This window comes from Enterobacter cloacae complex sp. HYC033_NIDB (assembly GCF_056673335.1).
Map to the genome: position 1 here is coordinate 52,567 of NZ_CP115124.1, position 15,103 is coordinate 67,669.

General features: G+C 52.1%; 17 protein-coding genes. 5 read left to right on the forward strand and 12 right to left on the reverse strand.

The features are described 5' to 3' along the window. Window positions 1–42: 42 nt before the first annotated feature. Both traD and mobH read right to left on the reverse strand, forming a co-directional pair. Window positions 43–1,908 (reverse strand): conjugative transfer system coupling protein TraD, encoded by a 1,866-nt coding sequence (gene traD, locus O1721_RS23755; protein ID WP_000178857.1) that lies wholly within the window; start codon window positions 1,906–1,908, stop codon window positions 43–45. After that, window positions 1,905–4,877 carry a MobH family relaxase gene (mobH, locus tag O1721_RS23760; protein WP_001326173.1) on the reverse strand — a complete coding sequence of 991 codons (2,973 nt, stop codon included), beginning with the start codon at window positions 4,875–4,877 and terminating at the stop codon, window positions 1,905–1,907. Before mobH ends, traD begins: the two co-directional genes overlap by 4 nt. 167 nt (window positions 4,878–5,044) lie before the next feature. On the opposite strand from mobH, the gene O1721_RS23765 reads away from it, so the two are divergent. From O1721_RS23765 to O1721_RS23780, 4 genes are read left to right on the forward strand one after another with little or no spacing between them, the layout of a single operon-like run. Then, window positions 5,045–5,662, forward strand: coding sequence for a hypothetical protein (locus tag O1721_RS23765; RefSeq protein WP_001249395.1), 618 nt, complete (start codon window positions 5,045–5,047; stop codon window positions 5,660–5,662). Continuing rightward, the gene (locus tag O1721_RS23770) at window positions 5,644–5,877 is read left to right on the forward strand and encodes a hypothetical protein (RefSeq protein WP_001191890.1); all 234 of its coding nucleotides are present in this window, start codon (window positions 5,644–5,646) and stop codon (window positions 5,875–5,877) included. The genes O1721_RS23765 and O1721_RS23770 overlap by 19 nt, the downstream gene beginning before the upstream one ends. After that, window positions 5,877–8,069 carry a DNA topoisomerase III gene (locus O1721_RS23775; protein WP_000366823.1) on the forward strand — a complete coding sequence of 731 codons (2,193 nt, stop codon included), beginning with the start codon at window positions 5,877–5,879 and terminating at the stop codon, window positions 8,067–8,069. The genes O1721_RS23770 and O1721_RS23775 overlap by 1 nt, the downstream gene beginning before the upstream one ends. 14 nt (window positions 8,070–8,083) lie before the next feature. Then, entirely contained in the window at window positions 8,084–8,572 is a 489-nt protein-coding gene (locus tag O1721_RS23780) for a hypothetical protein (protein WP_000467110.1), read from the forward strand. Window positions 8,573–8,662: 90 nt separating this feature from the next. Here the strand turns inward: O1721_RS23780 and O1721_RS23785 are convergent, their stop codons facing one another. The 10 genes from O1721_RS23785 to O1721_RS23830 all read right to left on the reverse strand — a co-directional run bounded on the left by O1721_RS23785 (window position 8,663) and on the right by O1721_RS23830 (window position 14,559). Continuing rightward, on the reverse strand, window positions 8,663–8,941 hold the full coding sequence (locus O1721_RS23785) for a hypothetical protein (RefSeq protein ID WP_000746034.1): 279 nt from the start codon (window positions 8,939–8,941) through the stop codon (window positions 8,663–8,665). Between the two features lie 232 nt (window positions 8,942–9,173). After that, entirely contained in the window at window positions 9,174–9,791 is a 618-nt protein-coding gene (locus tag O1721_RS23790) for a hypothetical protein (RefSeq protein ID WP_000464630.1), read from the reverse strand. Between the two features lie 55 nt (window positions 9,792–9,846). After that, window positions 9,847–10,503 (reverse strand): hypothetical protein, encoded by a 657-nt coding sequence (locus O1721_RS23795; protein ID WP_000268552.1) that lies wholly within the window; start codon window positions 10,501–10,503, stop codon window positions 9,847–9,849. Continuing rightward, window positions 10,503–11,930, reverse strand: a complete 1,428-nt coding sequence (locus O1721_RS23800; protein WP_000936897.1) for a DNA cytosine methyltransferase — start codon at window positions 11,928–11,930, stop codon at window positions 10,503–10,505. Before O1721_RS23800 ends, O1721_RS23795 begins: the two co-directional genes overlap by 1 nt. A gap of 3 nt (window positions 11,931–11,933) precedes the next feature. Further along, window positions 11,934–12,434, reverse strand: coding sequence for a hypothetical protein (locus tag O1721_RS23805; RefSeq protein ID WP_000647188.1), 501 nt, complete (start codon window positions 12,432–12,434; stop codon window positions 11,934–11,936). 8 nt (window positions 12,435–12,442) lie between these two features. Then, a complete protein-coding gene (locus O1721_RS23810; RefSeq protein WP_002210541.1) occupies window positions 12,443–12,754 on the reverse strand; it encodes a hypothetical protein in 312 nt (103 codons plus the stop codon). Between the two features lie 5 nt (window positions 12,755–12,759). Continuing rightward, window positions 12,760–13,266, reverse strand: coding sequence for a hypothetical protein (locus O1721_RS23815; RefSeq protein ID WP_000566443.1), 507 nt, complete (start codon window positions 13,264–13,266; stop codon window positions 12,760–12,762). Next, window positions 13,259–13,933 (reverse strand): hypothetical protein, encoded by a 675-nt coding sequence (locus tag O1721_RS23820; RefSeq protein ID WP_000344149.1) that lies wholly within the window; start codon window positions 13,931–13,933, stop codon window positions 13,259–13,261. Before O1721_RS23820 ends, O1721_RS23815 begins: the two co-directional genes overlap by 8 nt. Continuing rightward, a complete protein-coding gene (locus O1721_RS23825) occupies window positions 13,908–14,189 on the reverse strand; it encodes a hypothetical protein (RefSeq protein ID WP_000044823.1) in 282 nt (93 codons plus the stop codon). The genes O1721_RS23820 and O1721_RS23825 overlap by 26 nt, the downstream gene beginning before the upstream one ends. Beyond that, window positions 14,182–14,559, reverse strand: coding sequence for a hypothetical protein (locus O1721_RS23830; RefSeq protein WP_001125904.1), 378 nt, complete (start codon window positions 14,557–14,559; stop codon window positions 14,182–14,184). Before O1721_RS23830 ends, O1721_RS23825 begins: the two co-directional genes overlap by 8 nt. 326 nt (window positions 14,560–14,885) lie before the next feature. Between O1721_RS23830 and O1721_RS23835 the strand changes: the two genes are divergently transcribed. Next, window positions 14,886–15,029 (forward strand): hypothetical protein, encoded by a 144-nt coding sequence (locus O1721_RS23835; protein ID WP_000939033.1) that lies wholly within the window; start codon window positions 14,886–14,888, stop codon window positions 15,027–15,029. Window positions 15,030–15,103: the final 74 nt, after the last annotated feature.

Here is a 15,103-nt window from a genome sequence, read left to right on the forward strand (position 1 = left end):
ACCTCGTAATTTCTATACTTCTTGTCACACATAGCTCTGCTCTTACTGGGTCAATATGGGCAGACGGCCTTTTACGATTGTTCCGCCTGAAATTTTGGCTATGTATTCCAGGTTCGGAAGCATTCCCAATAACTGGGCTGGGAACAGATCAGCTTCCTCCTCCATCAAACGCTCGCCTTGGTTGCCTCCGTGCATAATGGGCTCCTTGCCATCCGAGTTCTGGCCTTGAGTCCGCATGACGTACTTGAGCCGGGTCTTCGGCAAGTTATCTGCGATATACTCCTGTGTTTCACCATCGACGATACGCAGAGCAAACGTGTTGTTGATGTTCCCCAACACTTGGAGCGCTTTGTCTTTGCTACCCAGTCGAGCTGCGAAGTCAGCAAAAGTCTGAGTTGCAACGAAAAGACGAAGTTTCGCACCGCGACCTTTGTTCAGGAGCTGGATGAACGGGTCGTTGATCACCTCAGCAGCCTCATCAACAAAGATATTTACGGGTCTGTTGTTGACGCCGTAGTTGTATCTGTCACCGGCAACCGCTGTCAGGTCTGACAGGAAGATGGACCCCATAGCACTACCAACCATGTTGTCGGTCAGGGAGTCGAGCCCCAGATAAGCAACTTGAGCGTTGTTGATGATTTTTGCGGAATCAGTGATCTGGCGTTCGTCGCTCAGATCAGATGAGTCTGGAGACAGCAGAGGGCCTAGCTCCCCGGACGTCAGCATATTCATGATCGGCAGGAGGTTCGCCACCATCTTGGAGAAGTGGGTTTGGTCGTGCTGGAACATCGACAGCAAGCCTTCCAGATCAGAGTTTGGGTGCTCAGGTTGGATGATGTCGTAGTAGAACTTCATCAACGCGAAAGCGATCTTCTCACGCGAACCGTTTTTGACTTTCTCCAAATAAGCCGCTGCTTCTGCCTCCCAGTCGGGCATAACTCGCTCTGAGTAAGCCTGAACGGCCTTGATGACCAAGCCAGCAGCGCCACCTTCAAGGAATCGGCGGAGCTTTGTCAGGTTGGGACGATCATGAGTGATGACCAAGCCCTGAGCGATGTTGTTCAGTGCCTGCCATCCAAATGATTTGAACGGGTCGGCCCCTGCTTCGGACGGGATCAACGCTGCCAAACGACTTGCAATTTCAGTCACGCGGGTGAAGTTACGCAGAGGGTCGATACGCACCGACTCTTCCGGGAATGCTGGATGAAATGAGACGAATCTTTCCGGCTGCCCCATAGCTTCACAGGCACGTCGTGCATTGTCCCGCATCTCCTTATCCCCTTTCGGGTCTATGATGATCACGGCTTCCCCACGCAGAATGGCCTGTGAAATCAGGATGTCGAACATACGGGTCTTGCCCGAGCCGGTGGTCCCAACGATCAGCGAATGCCCCTCAGTGTGCTTGAGTGGCTGCATCAGCTTCTCTTCTTTGGGTTCTACCCCGTGAATCCAGGGCTGGCCGATTGGCAGCTCCTTTTTCTTACCCTGTATCTTCCGGACAACCTTTTTGACCGTGGACTCTCTCCCTACGATGGAAGTCCAGTCGCGTTTCAGGATCTCAAACACGCGCTGGGCATGGCGGTTTTCCCACAGGAACCCACTACCAAGCCACATATCGTCCGGCGTGTCCTTGATGTACTTTTGGAGCTCCGCAATAGAAATAAACTCCAGATCACGCCCCTTCAAATGCTTTTGGAGCAGGTGAAGTTTGATAGCCTTTGGCAAACGAGCCATCGCCATCACGCCACAGATCCCCGTCATCCAATAGAAGGGCTCCGGAGGCATCGTGCTGACTTGCTCTACGGCCAAAGCCGCGCCGGAGGCGGCAAGCCAGCCTGCTACAGCATTTTTTTCATAGTTGGGCCGCCACGGCATCTCGTAGGCGAGCGGGTCATAACTCATTGTCATGTTTCATTTACCTCTAAATACAGTTTTCCCTGACGTTTCTTGAGCAAAGGCCGTCTCTGTGCCCGGCTCAGCATCCCGCAGAGGATGTGTTTGCTGATGCCGATGTTTTCACCGGCAATCATGTCGAAGGCTTTGTCACTGGTTACTAAGCAGCCATCCTCTTCCAGGACAGGTGTCACGAGCCATCTGCCCGAGCGTTTTTGGATCATGTCCTTGAGCATCTGGAGTGCTTTCTGAGGCGTAACACCAGACGGCAAGAAATCTTCCGCGTTGATGTCTTTCGGGTTTGTTTTCGCCTTAGGCGGCTCAAACTCCCTAACCTCTGGCTCTTCCCTTTCTCGCACCTCGACGTGTCCCAATTCCTTCTCACGCTCAACTTTGGGCTCAGGAGCCACTGGTTGAACCTCCCGCTTAGGAAGGCGAGCCACGTTCTGTTTTTCTTGGACCGGCTGGCGCTGCGGCTCTTCAACCGGAGAAGTAACATCGACCTTCTTCTCCTTCTGCTGTGGCTGGGAGTCCTTACCTTTCGCCTTTTGTTCAGGCGAGGGTTTACCGGCGTTAACCTCAGGCTTCTGCTGCTGCGCCTTTTTTCGGCTTTGTTGTTTCGGTGCAGACTTATTCTTGCTTGCATCCAAGCCAGGGGGAGAGACGAGCTCAAAGGCATCCTGGTATCCCCCCATTGACGCCTCGGCATCCTTAATGGCCGCTACGACTGCATCTGAAAGCTGCTCCGCCAGTACAATTGCCTTCACTCCGCTGAAATCACGAACTTTGCGACCTGGCATAATCGGGTCTGGAACAATCGCGTTGGCGTGGGACAGCTTCGAGAGAACCTCTGACGGCGCACCCAGCGACCGAGCGCCATCCGGGTACAAAATGACGGCTTGACCCTTCATCAGGCATAGGACTTCGCCCAGCGTCGTTTTACCTTCCAAAACAGGCATGATCGCTTGTTCAAGCAACGCCGATGCTTCTCCGTACCCGGCTAACATCTCAACGAGTAAGGTCTTTGCGTCTTTCTCATGCAGATTAGGTTTGTCCGTAGGTGGCATTGCTGGCGCTGGTGTTGTTTGTTCTGGTGCGTCAGTCAGCATAGGGAGCGGCTCAATCGCCCATGATGGCGGTTCATCAGAACTACCGAACATTGGAAAGTCATCGCCCTGCAGGGAGTTTTGTTCTTGTGGAACGAAGTCCTGTTTTGGCTGCTTCTCTTGCTTTCCGGGCATTGCCACATCTGGGATTTCTGAGTTTGTTGCGTCAGTGCTGGCTGTCTCTGCCGATGCGCTGAATGCGTCAAACGGAAAGTCGATGTCCCCCAGTCCACCCCCAACATCCTTGAGTGCTTGTAACGGATTGTCGTTTGCCAAAGGTGGTGCGTTTTTGGCAATGTCCTGAGGGGACAAATCCTCTTTTGCCTCTGGTTTGTGGGGTTGTTTCTCTGTATCACTCTTCGGTTTTGCTTTGCCCGGTTTGCTCTGCGGCTTACCCTTCTTGCCAGCGTCAGGCTTAGATGATTCCGTTGATCCAGCATCTTTTTGCTCTGGTTTCTCCTCGACAGCATCTGAGGTGCTTTTCAGCATCTCCATCGCATCACCAAAGCCAAGACCAGCTAGAGCTTTCTCTGCTTCCTGCTCTGCGGCCAACATGTCATCGTTCAGAGCTGACACATCTTCCTCTTGGTCGTCATCGACTTCCTCAGGATCAACGAACTCAATCTCAGCGTCCTCAACATCACCAACAACTTCCGCAGCAACAGCCGCAGGAGGCTCAGTCGTAAACACCAGGTCGTTTGATTCGAGTCGGAGCATCAAGATCTTCACCGATCCCGCCGCCTCCTGGAGCATCTCAGGCAAAACTTCCCAGTAGCGGTAGTACGCACGTTCACCCTTCTCCTGCACCGTGTTTGGTACAGCAAAACCACGTTCGATGAGAATGTCGGCCAGTGTGTCAGGGTCTCGTGGAATACCGGGGATCTTGTCGTGGCTGATCAAGTCATAAAGGTCCCCAAGCTGTTTCCAGGCAATGAATACACCTTGGTTGAGGTGCCAGACTTTCGCGCCTGGCTCATTGACCTTCCATTTTCCGGTTTTAACCAGGCGGCGGATGGCATCGAACACGTACCGCTCGACAGGCACACCATAGGAGAACTCGTCCACATCGAGACGACTCTGGCGAAGGTCCCGTGAGACGCTCTCTTGGTCAGCGCGAAGCATCAGCTTGGTCACAGGCTGATTGACGCTGGTTCCTGAGATAGCTTCCAGCATCGCTTCCATGATGGACGGGCCAGACTTGGACAGAAACTCCCGAGTCTCAGCCGGAATAATTCGATCCACCGCCAGCAGCGAGAATTGCTCATGTCTTTTGTGTCGCTTGTCGCGCCACCGGATAAAGTAACGGTCGATTTCGTGACGGTGTGCCCAGTCATGAAGTGACTCCGAATACGGGTTCCATGTGATTGACCCGTCTTTGTCCGTAATGGACACATCCGAGAGCGGTTTACCCACATCATGCAGCAGCCCGGAGAAACAGCTCGCCAGTCTCCAACGCGGCTCATTGTCACGGCGTTCACGAGGCGTCCCCTCGATGGAAAAGATAACTGACTCAGATGCCTGAGCTGCCCAGAAGGCCACTTCAAGCCCATGTCGGAACAGACCACCAGCGCCACGGTGGTGGTGTGATTCGGAAGCTGGCAACAGGTGAACAAACGCGGCATACCGCTGGATCACCGGCAAAACAAGCCGGTTGAAGTCGTCCACAGTGAAACCGAGAGAGTTCCGCACTTTCTCAATCAGTTCAGCTTGGGTTGCCAGTATCTTGTCTAGTGGGGCCACTGGCAGGCCCTTGGCAAAAGGTGGGTATCGAGGGATTTCTTCATCTTCCACGTCTTTAAGCGGCAACACTCTGACGCTCGGCGCGGTCTCGATCACTCCACTTCGCCCACCAAATAACTTGTTAAGGGCTTTCAGCATGTAGGTTGACCATATTCCTATCGTATTTCTCGTCGCTACATGCTCTCAAAACACCTTTAGATCGCACACACGCCTATCTGTCCAATTTGGGCAGTTTGAGAAACCAGCTTTCCATCCCCCCCCTTTTAGAATGGGCTCATCGACAATTTTTTATGAGGAACGACACGATGAGACAACTGATAGCAATTCTGGGAGTGGCAATTCTGGCCGGGTGTGCCTCTAACGCCCCCGAGCAAAAGCCTCAGCCCCAGACTGCCCCTGCCGAAAATGACAAACCTGCCCGAGTTAGCCGGGAACTGTCGATGGCATGGGACAACATGGGGCGCGGTGGTGCTGCATTACGTCAACCTGGTTATATCCATGTGCTGGGCGACGGTAATGTCAGCGCAACGATGAACAAGGTCAAAGATGACTCCGCTGGTTCAGATAAAACTCCAGCAGGGATCAAACAGCACGGGGATGTCAACGAAGCCATCAATACCTTCAAGTCCATGAATAAAGGCAAAGGCTACTCGCTGTACGAGTTGTCACGCTGGGAACGCTATTGCGATGGTGGCAAAGGTATGGACGAGCACGATTGGCGCTTTGTGGAAGCCGAGGGAACCACAAACATCCCCAAGGACGTTGTAACCGGCTGCATACCACCTACCCACACCTATAAAGATTATCTGAATGCCTGGACGCACTTTTGCACCAGTCAGGCTGTAACTGACGCAGATCGCCGCATTGTGCGCGAGTCCGTGCGTCCCTATTCAGTGGTGAACCCATGCAAAGCTCTGAAATAAGAAACCAGACAGAGCTAGGCCGTAAGGCTGAGCTCTTCGACGCTTTATTAATCATGCTCCAGGAGGCCGGTTCGAGGGGTAATTCCAGCGAAGCGGCCTATGTCATTTCTGGAGTCCTCGAAAACCTCTCCAGAGACTACCCCGAAGTCAAAGGTCTGGCTCAAAGCTGGACTGAGCTGGCGAATCTGGAATCAAAGATGAGAGGAGCTGCTTAATGGACCTTTATATCTGCGAGAAGCCTTCTCAGGCAAAAGATTTGGCTGGCGTAATGAAGGCCTCCCAACGAGGTGATGGATTTCTCCATGATGGAGGAAACCGCGTTATTACGTGGGCGTTCGGCCACCTGCTGGAATTGTATATGCCAGACGATTATGACGAACGCTACAAGTCATGGTCACTGGAGACCCTCCCTATTGCACCAGAGTCATGGCGGTACAACGTTCGCAAGAGTGCGTTCAAACAGTACAAAATTGTTGAGGGACTGGTCAAAAAGGCGAGCACCATCTACATCTCAACGGACTACGACCGAGAAGGTGAGGCTATCGCCCGTTCGCTTCTGGATCGATTCCGCTACTCTGGCCCTATTCGCCGAGTTTGTTTGACGGCTCTCGATGAGTCAAGCATCAAGAAAGCGCTGAACAACGTAAAGGATGGCAAGGATACGGTCTCACTCTACTACGCCGCATTGGCACGGCAACGCGCTGACTGGTTGGTAGGCATGAACGTGAGCCGCCTCTACACAGTGCTGGCCCGAGATGTCGGCTTCAACCACACTCTTCACGTTGGCAGGGTTATCACCCCAACCGTCGCTCTTGTTTGTCAACGGGACCGAGAGATCGCCGGTTTCACCCCCTCACCATACTGGACTCTGGGTGTGAACGTGTCCGTACAGAATGGACAGTTTGCCGCCCAATGGATACCACCAGAAGAGTGCAGTGACGAGCAAGGCCGGTGCGTCAATAAGGCCTATGCCGAGCAGGTAGCCTCCCAGGTCAATGGTGCCAATGCTGTTATCAGCAAAGCAGAAACCAAACCAGGTAAAGAGTCAGCCCCCCTCCCCTTCGATCTAACGTCGCTGCAACAATACGCGAGCAAACGATGGGGATACACAGCTCAGCAGGTACTGGATGCAGCTCAAGCTCTGTACGAGACGCACAAAGCGACCACCTACCCTCGTACTGACAGTCGTTATCTACCCGAGAGCCAAAAGGAAGACATTCCGGACATTCTCCAGGCGCTCATTTTGTCCGATCAGAACGTCTCTGGGCTGGTGGCTGGCGCAGATCCTCATCGCAAGGCCAGGGTATTCAATGACGCCAAAGTGACCGCGCACCACGCGATCATTCCAACACCGGCCAGAACAGACATCAGTGCCATGTCTGAGATCGAGTTCAATCTTTACGACGCCATCCGTCGTTTCTACATCGCGCAGTTCTACAGCGAGTTCGAGTTCACCAAAACCTCCATCGAGGTGCAGTGTGGGCGTCACCTCTTTGCGTCCGCTGGTAAGACACCTACCAAACAAGGCTGGAAGGTTTTGTTTGCTTCTGATAGTGAAAGCAGTCCCAAGGACGAGGGGGAAGACACCGACGCGCCGGTTGAACAAGAGAAGCTCCCCAGGGTTAGCCAGGGCGAACCTGCCTTGCTGAATGGGGCCGAGCTGGCAAACAAAATGACGCGGCCAGCACCGCACTTCACCGAAGCCACATTGCTTGCCGCGATGGAGAACATTGCCCGGTTCGTGACTGAGGAGAAGTTCAAACAAATCCTCAAAGACACAGCCGGTTTAGGCACTCCAGCAACACGCGCAAGCATCATCCAGGGCGCTGTTGATAAAGGCTACTTCAAGCGTCAGAAAAAGGTACTGCTTGCAACTGATAAGGCTCATGCGCTTATAGCAGTGCTTCCACCAGCCATCAAATCACCCGGCATGACTGCGGCTTGGGAGCAGGAGCTTGAGAAAGTTGCCTCCGGCTCCGGGAACATGTCTGTCTTCATGAAGCAGATTTCCACCTGGATCTGCCAAATGGTTGAGCAGCTCAAAGTGGCCGCACCGGTTCTGACCAAAGAAGGTGGCGCGATGGCTAAAGCCTTCGAGGGCGCGAAGCCTCCTTCACACGAATGCTTCAACTGCGGTGGAGAGATGCACCGGATCAAAGGGAAGAACGGTTTTTTCTGGGGCTGCCAGAACGAGGCTTGCAAGAAGACGTTCCCAGACAACCGAGGGAAACCCGAGAAACGTATCGCGGCGGAGGATTGTCCAGACTGCCCAGATTGCGGTAGCCCGATGCGTCTCAGGAAAGGAAAAGCCCCTGGCAAGAAACGAGCCTCTAAGTTCTGGGGCTGCACAGCGTATCCCGATTGCAAAGGCACTATGCCCTTCAAAAAGTCGGACTTTATGGATTGATAGAGGAATTAAGTATGTTTGGAAAAATCATTTTAACTGCGATGCTCACAACCAGCTCTGCCACTGCCGAAGATGCCGGGAAGAACATCGCCTCAGGCTTGGCAACTGCATCTACCCGCCAAATAGGTCAGGCCATCATGCCAACTCTAGCTATCGGCTCGGCCATTGCAAAAAGCGCAGGAAAAGGCATGGTGTTAGGTTTCGCTGAGACATCTGCCAGCTATATTTCCCACGATGACCTGAGCGCCACTCGAAGCTATCAAAACCCTGAGGCTGTTGATATGGCAAAAGGCCTGGGGACCTTGAAAGACGTCCCTGATTTCCTCTACGTCATTACAGACGTAAATGCCAACATGGCTGACAAATGCAAGCGCGTCTGGGAGCCTCAATCACTGGCTTTAAGCCAATTGATTGTTGAGCTGGTGGCACTGCGTAAGACGAACAACAAAGGTAGCTACGAACAAGCGCTATCCCACCTCGATTGTTCAATATTCACAAACTAAAACAATTAAGGGGCCGTCGGCCCCTTATCTTTAATTACCCAAGTTCTTTTGATACCTGAGCTACAATAGTTTTAAATCAGAATACCAAAATCAATTCACATGGATGGCGAATACTTCAACCGGATAATCTCCAAAGTGCGGGTGCGTTATGACGTTCCTTGAGAAGCCACGCCAAGGACGAATCTCTATCCTGGACATATCTCCAGCCTTTGGGTAGCCACACTTAACATGGACTTCATCATACTCGCGCCCCTCTAGTCTTTTTATCCAGTAGTCTGTGACGAGGCGATATTCATCTGGTTTTTCTCCAGATTTGATCTGATCGAAGTAAATCTTTTTTACGGGCAGATGAAGTATTCTCTTTTTCATAATCACCACCTGATAGCTCATCAGACTATCTAACTATTAGACAAAACATCCCTTTTTCAATTTCTGTCTCTCTCGCCTCATGGGCCAATACAATATCCGCGATAACACGAATATTCCCTTCATAGTTGCGAATGGCCGCATCCCGCATCGTGTCTAAAGTGTCCTGACACTTCGCTCGCCTGAATTTAACGAGCCAACTTTGCCGATCTATCTTGTCCACACCAAATCCCATTCAGCGAACCATGTATCCAGCTTCTTTTGCCGCAGCATCAAGCTCGGAGGAAAAGTTAACGTCGGACTTTTCTGCCGCGTTATAGAGGGCTCCACACTTGGGCCATGAGCGCCCTACCAGTTTCATCGCCAACGCATCCGCCAGCATTTCTCGGATCTGTGTTTCAGCCTCACCAAAATCGGCTAGAGTTTCGTCTATGCCCGACTCTTCCATCAGCTCGATGAGCTGAGGTTGTTTGAGCCAGACGCCTGTTTGCATTTCCAACTGGTCTCTTGCATCTGCCACCAATTGGCGTTCAAGGGTGACGCCATTTACGGTCTTAACAAATTGCTTTGGCTGACGCTTTACCTTTTTTGGTCTGGACACATCAGAGATAACCGTCACCGGCTTCCCACGCAGTTCACGCGGCAACGGTCCACTTAGCCCCAGAACTAAGCGACGAGCGTACTCATGCTCGTATGGTTTCAACCCTCGACCTTCACGGTACATCTCAGTATCCACCAGCAGATCACCGCGCAGCCTCGCGTTTTTCCGCACTTGTTCGGACAAGACCGATTTGCCCTTCCCGCTGGCTCCCATTACGAGCGAGTGAGATTCTACTTTGTTATCAAAAAACATAATTCCGCCCCCAAAGAGGTGTTGCTATAAAACATGGTTTGAACATCTGGCGCTGTTATTGCGCCCACCGATACTCTGGGCAACGCACTCTGTTGTGGCCGCTTTTCCCTTTGCTATTGGTGATGTCATCTTCATTCTTCGCAGCCCCCAGCTTACTCAGTATTTCAGCTTTTGTGGCGCGATGACCGCGTATTAAAAGAGCATTCAGCAGGTATCCAGTGAACACCTCTGTACTCGGCATACGGTCAAGCAACTCAACATACTGCTCATCCGTCAAATCATGGATCTCACAATATTTTTCCACCGCCTTTTCGTAGGCTTCTGCGTAGCCATGAGTGGAAATCCTGAAAACAATATCCCCATTGCCGTAGCCTGGCTTTGTGACGAGAAAACAAGGTGCGAAGTAGGTTCTCTTCACCCCCATCCGGCTCCGGTTCTCGATACTGATATAAGCCCTCAGCCCCTCAGCAATGATATTTGGCCCGGAGTTGCGTCGCCGCTTACAAGTCTTATTCTGACGCTTCACCTCTTCTGCCTCAGCTTCCCACTTTCGGTCCAAGCTGTAGGCCAGCCGGTGAGCTGTTGCGTAGGAATACTCTCTCAAGGAGAAGTATTCCTGCCGGTAATCATCCGCCACCCCAACTGTTCGTGCGACACGGAACCCGACGAAACCGGCGTCATGGGTTCCCTCGCCGTAGTAAATGACTGCCATTATTTACCTTCCTTACTTCTGATACCGTGCTGCACCACGGTATGGCGACCGCAATTCACATTCAGGTGATCCCGAACTGCGGCCATGACCGCTGAATGCAATCTGTAATCCACACTCTGCCCAAGTGTTTCTGTCGCTTGTTCTTTTGCCATCCACGAAATATCAAAGCTATCAGGTATCGACATCAACTCCTGAACCAGATCGACCGATGGCTTGTAAATGCGGCCACCGTCTTGGATGTACACTGCATCCTTTACCCCACGATCCTGAGACTTGAGGATGGTCGGGCAACTGGTGCTTTCTCTCGTCAAGAACGCAGGCATCCTGCGAGAAGTTGACTCTCTGGCCTGAATTGACTTCAACGCTGTGACGTCTGCACAATCCCCGAGGTGCTTCTCGATCACCGGCCACAATCGTCCACCAGCTCTCTGCTCAGGTTTCGGTGGAACGAACCCAGGGAAGACCGACGCCACCATGTAATAGCGTTCTCGCCCCTGGTACGCGCCGAAATCCAGACCGTTCAAGACCATCTCAGTGAGGAAGTACCCCATCCGCCGCAGTGTCGTTCCCATCATCGCCCCGGCTCCGGATGCTTTGAAGTTCGGGACGTTTTCCACCAGCACGACGGCAGGGTTCACGACCTCGATCTGTTTTAGTGCCGGGTAAACCATGTCGAGCATGGTGGAGAGATCTTCAAGAGAACGCTCTTTGTCCCTTGGACTTTTGGCGTTTGAGTGGTCATCACACCCCAACGAGTAATGGGCCAAACCAATTGGTGGGCACTCCGCCAGCAAGGCTCCAAGGCGATCCAGCTCCAGGTGATGAATGTCTTCATTCAGCAGGATACGCGGGGAGCTGTTCACCAGCGTATTGAGCGCATGTACTTCACTCAGGTTCCGCCCGGATGCTCTGTCTCTGGCTTCAACTGGACGATGTTCCAAAACAATCTCAGCCTTCCAGCCAAGCGATTCCATAACATGAATGTCTACCCCGCCAGTCAATGCCACAAAGGCACGGAAAGGGCTGGTTTTTCTGAACCGATCAGCAATGGCAAAGGCTCTGTTTGCGACGGGAGTGAAGACTACTCGACCTTTTCGCATTTCGACGTGGAAACGCTCTGTATAGCGAGGGAAGCACTTATCTATGAGCCCTTGTCCAGAAAACTCAATAACGGTTTCCAGCGGGTTGTTGGAGCGACTCTTTGGTTGATACCGGCGCTGATAAACCTGGTGTGTCTGTAGTTCATCGGTCGCTGGGATCACCGAAAAACCGCCCATCCCCTCCCCTGGCTCAACGGCGATGCCCATACCTGGCTTGAACCCCATAACATCCAAAAAGTTGGACGAAACCCTAACCTTGCGTTTATCGCCTACTCGATTGAACGCAAGTTGTTTGGTTACTACGGAGGGGGAGACGATCGGTAACATTGGTCAACCTCTTTTCTTCTTGTTTTGCTCGCGCTTCACCATTGCTCCAGCAGCTTTCAGAAGTCTCTGGTTCTCCGCCAGCTCCTCTTGGAGTTCCTGAGTATCCTCTTCTGTCTGAGCCTTTTTCAGCTCGGCCTCGCAATATTGGACCTCTTCCTGCAAGCTGACTTTCGCAAACTTGAGAGCGGCCAGTCGCGTCGTATAAACGCCAAAAGGCAATTCGCCACCTTCCCGGAACTGCTTCAAGCACCAGCTCGGTATAGATGGCAACCAACCAAAGTCCCCATTCTTCCGTGACCTTTTCCCCCACGTAATCCCATCTAACTTTTGGGCAAGATTGACATAGCGTTGATCGCTGGTTGAGTTGCGTCGTTTCTGAATAGAGCGAACTATCCACTCTGTAACCTCGACCTTTGCTTTATCATCATCAGAGATGTAATAAAGGGCTGCGTACAACACAGCGCCTTTACGAATGACTGATGGTGGGTATGCCTGGGCTTTCATCTATCCCCCTATCGCTTTTTCTGTCCGACAAGACGGAGATGATCGGCGGCCAAGTCATACTGCTCGTTTTTGTCGCGGCGGCGGAATCTGTCAAAAAACTTCCCTCGTGGCAGGGTTTCTTCCATAGCGATCAGGCGGTTCAGCCACACTTCTTGAGGTAGCATCCCTGCTGGAGTCGGCCCGAGCTTACGTCCTTCCTTGACGTGCTCCATTGTTTGCGTGGCAGTAAAAATCGCACCACCAAACTTTCTCCACTTGAATTGCAGGGGCATATCTGGAGACTCATCCAGCATCAATTTCTTATTGGTTTGTTCTGTCACGACAATTACTCCACCATCCATTCTTCACTAAGCAGGAACGCCCAGCGCTCTTCTGCTTTTTCTGGGTTGTCTTTGGCCTGTTTGATCATGATCTCGGCGGCGTTAAAGCCTACCTCTCCACTGAACCGGCCCCATGAATGGCTATGCCACTCGCGCATCACACTTCGGCCAAGCGATGCAAGTTCTGGACTTACACCCTCATGGAGGGCATAGAGCTCCCAAGCATCCCACCCGTATCGTAATAGGTTGTGCCCTGGGGCGTTAAAGGCCTGAGCAGCCTTGAACCGCTCTCCAGGCTCCTTCCCTCTAACATCCACACCCTGGAGCACCAACCCCATTACCACTTCAATGACAGGCTCGCGTTGCTTCTTTGCCAGCTCGATGGCAGCCACCAGCATTGCTTTGGCGTCAACAAATTTCCCATGCCCTTGGCACATACCGCAGGTTTCTTTGGAAGGGGAAAAGTCATAAACACCGGAACCAGCACAAAGGCGGCATGTCAGGTCAATCATGGGCTCTTCTCTCCTCATACTCTTCGATGCGCTCTTTCAGACGCTGAACCACTGGTGCGAGCTCAGGGATAGCTTCCGCTTCCTCAAGCGTGTATCGCTTGTCTTCCTGGTAATCGACTATTTGAGGAGGCCTTGGCTGTTTAGGGAACTCAGCAAAGTCATTCAGCGACATCGAGGTAGGAAGTCCTCCTTCAATCTCACCTTTTTCGTTGAGTGACTGAGTGACGATAAGCTGTGTTCCGCCCACCTCGGTATCAAAGCGGTCATCAAAGCGCTCACCGATAGTCCAGCCGCCACGGCCAAGAACACAGGTCGTACTCATACGTAGGCGATTGAATGCTTTAGCGTCATCCCAGTTCAAAGGATTTTCATCCATGAGGAAAAAAGGCGCTTCGTCCCGAACGAACACCTTGGACTTGGCGTTATCGAAGATCGGCCCAAACACCCCCTGCTGGAGGTATGGTTCGACTTTCTCTGCAAGATCCTGGTGCCCTTGAGAACGCAGCGCCTCATAGAGCTGGGTGATTGTTTGTTTGCCGGTGTCCGGAAGGCAGGACAATACTGTCTGCTTTTCCTCGTCACTCAGGCTTACCATTCTGGACAAAAAGCTGACTACCAGCTCGTTGTGCCCATCGACCGTTTCAATGTTGAGCTTGTTCTCGTCCATCTTCTTCCTCAGTAATCGGTTCGATAAATTCAATGGAGTCCATGCTTACATGACTGATAATGGCTTTCAGGCCGCAGCAGTCGCATGGTTCAAAGGTCAGTTCTGATCCCTTGGGAGACTGATGCGTGACCGTTGCCACAGCCCCTAGAGGGATCAACCCCCAGCCGTTTTTTAGTACCCGAGTAGTTCTGACCAGCCGACCTTTGTACTCTCGTTTCAGTTTCGGATGCGGCACTACCGCATATCGCTTACTCATTTCGGTCCCCTTGTACCAAAGGCTCGACAACCAGCTCTTGAGCTTCGTCCCAGTCGGACACCTTTGCATCACCAAACGCAAAGGCAATTCGCATAGCCACTGTCGGCCTGCCTATTTTCATCAAGTAAGCCGCAGCACCGGCACACATCGACTCTTGTCCCGAAGGTGCATAGTTACCCTCTTCATCCCATTCACCACCTGACTTTGAGTGCACGGTCTTGTGGCAATGAAACGTCGTCATGTCGTTTTCAACGATGTCGTTGATGATGCCTTCTAATCGCCCAGGGGCCAGCTCGATAGCGCCCTCCTTCCGGAATGGACAGTTGGCGCAAGGTTTCTTCAAACGGAGATGATTTGCTTGCTTTGGCATACATATCACTTTTACAGCATCATTTTATGATTCTATGATATAGCCATATTCCGTGTAGTCAATATCTCACTAACAATTACTTTCTATCGGACGCTTACGCGCCCATTTTGGGCAGATAGACAAGTTATTTGGGCGTTTGGGCGTTTGGAGTGTGCGAGGTGGACAGCGGGGAGACTTTCACATGTGAAAGTTTTGTTTCTTGGTATCGTTTTATTGTCTCTTGATATTATTTTATGATGCTGTAATAATCATAAATAAGGGCCGCATCGCTCTTCGACCTTCGTTGCAGCCCTTACAACACAATCAAGCAATTAAGGAGCTTTGTTATGCTGCAAGGCAATACTAACACGAATAAGCGCATCCCGCTCGCGGCGTTCATGAAATGGCCGCTGGCGAAACGTCAGGACTTCATCGACCGGGAAATGTCCGGTTGCCCCGACTTTATCAAGACGTCTTTGCTTCGGCATTAAGGCGATCAGGCAGGAAAGCAAAGAACCTCGCTTCGGCGGGGTTCTTCGTTTCTACCTCTTGAATGTTTCGTCAG

What these genes read in the sequence shown, in the direction of transcription:
- O1721_RS23785 (WP_000746034.1), bottom strand. Translation starts at nt 8,941, where the DNA reads ATGAAAAAGAGAATACTTCATCTGCCCGTAAAAAAGATTTACTTCGAT.
- O1721_RS23815 (WP_000566443.1), bottom strand. Translation starts at nt 13,266, where the DNA reads ATGATTGACCTGACATGCCGCCTTTGTGCTGGTTCCGGTGTTTATGAC.
- O1721_RS23775 (WP_000366823.1), top strand. Translation starts at nt 5,877, where the DNA reads ATGGACCTTTATATCTGCGAGAAGCCTTCTCAGGCAAAAGATTTGGCT.
- O1721_RS23780 (WP_000467110.1), top strand. Translation starts at nt 8,084, where the DNA reads ATGTTTGGAAAAATCATTTTAACTGCGATGCTCACAACCAGCTCTGCC.
- O1721_RS23825 (WP_000044823.1), bottom strand. Translation starts at nt 14,189, where the DNA reads ATGAGTAAGCGATATGCGGTAGTGCCGCATCCGAAACTGAAACGAGAG.
- O1721_RS23790 (WP_000464630.1), bottom strand. Translation starts at nt 9,791, where the DNA reads ATGTTTTTTGATAACAAAGTAGAATCTCACTCGCTCGTAATGGGAGCC.
- O1721_RS23765 (WP_001249395.1), top strand. Translation starts at nt 5,045, where the DNA reads ATGAGACAACTGATAGCAATTCTGGGAGTGGCAATTCTGGCCGGGTGT.
- traD (WP_000178857.1), bottom strand. Translation starts at nt 1,908, where the DNA reads ATGACAATGAGTTATGACCCGCTCGCCTACGAGATGCCGTGGCGGCCC.
- O1721_RS23835 (WP_000939033.1), top strand. Translation starts at nt 14,886, where the DNA reads ATGCTGCAAGGCAATACTAACACGAATAAGCGCATCCCGCTCGCGGCG.
- O1721_RS23795 (WP_000268552.1), bottom strand. Translation starts at nt 10,503, where the DNA reads ATGGCAGTCATTTACTACGGCGAGGGAACCCATGACGCCGGTTTCGTC.
- mobH (WP_001326173.1), bottom strand. Translation starts at nt 4,877, where the DNA reads ATGCTGAAAGCCCTTAACAAGTTATTTGGTGGGCGAAGTGGAGTGATC.
- O1721_RS23830 (WP_001125904.1), bottom strand. Translation starts at nt 14,559, where the DNA reads ATGCCAAAGCAAGCAAATCATCTCCGTTTGAAGAAACCTTGCGCCAAC.
- O1721_RS23770 (WP_001191890.1), top strand. Translation starts at nt 5,644, where the DNA reads ATGCAAAGCTCTGAAATAAGAAACCAGACAGAGCTAGGCCGTAAGGCT.
- O1721_RS23820 (WP_000344149.1), bottom strand. Translation starts at nt 13,933, where the DNA reads ATGGACGAGAACAAGCTCAACATTGAAACGGTCGATGGGCACAACGAG.
- O1721_RS23800 (WP_000936897.1), bottom strand. Translation starts at nt 11,930, where the DNA reads ATGTTACCGATCGTCTCCCCCTCCGTAGTAACCAAACAACTTGCGTTC.
- O1721_RS23805 (WP_000647188.1), bottom strand. Translation starts at nt 12,434, where the DNA reads ATGAAAGCCCAGGCATACCCACCATCAGTCATTCGTAAAGGCGCTGTG.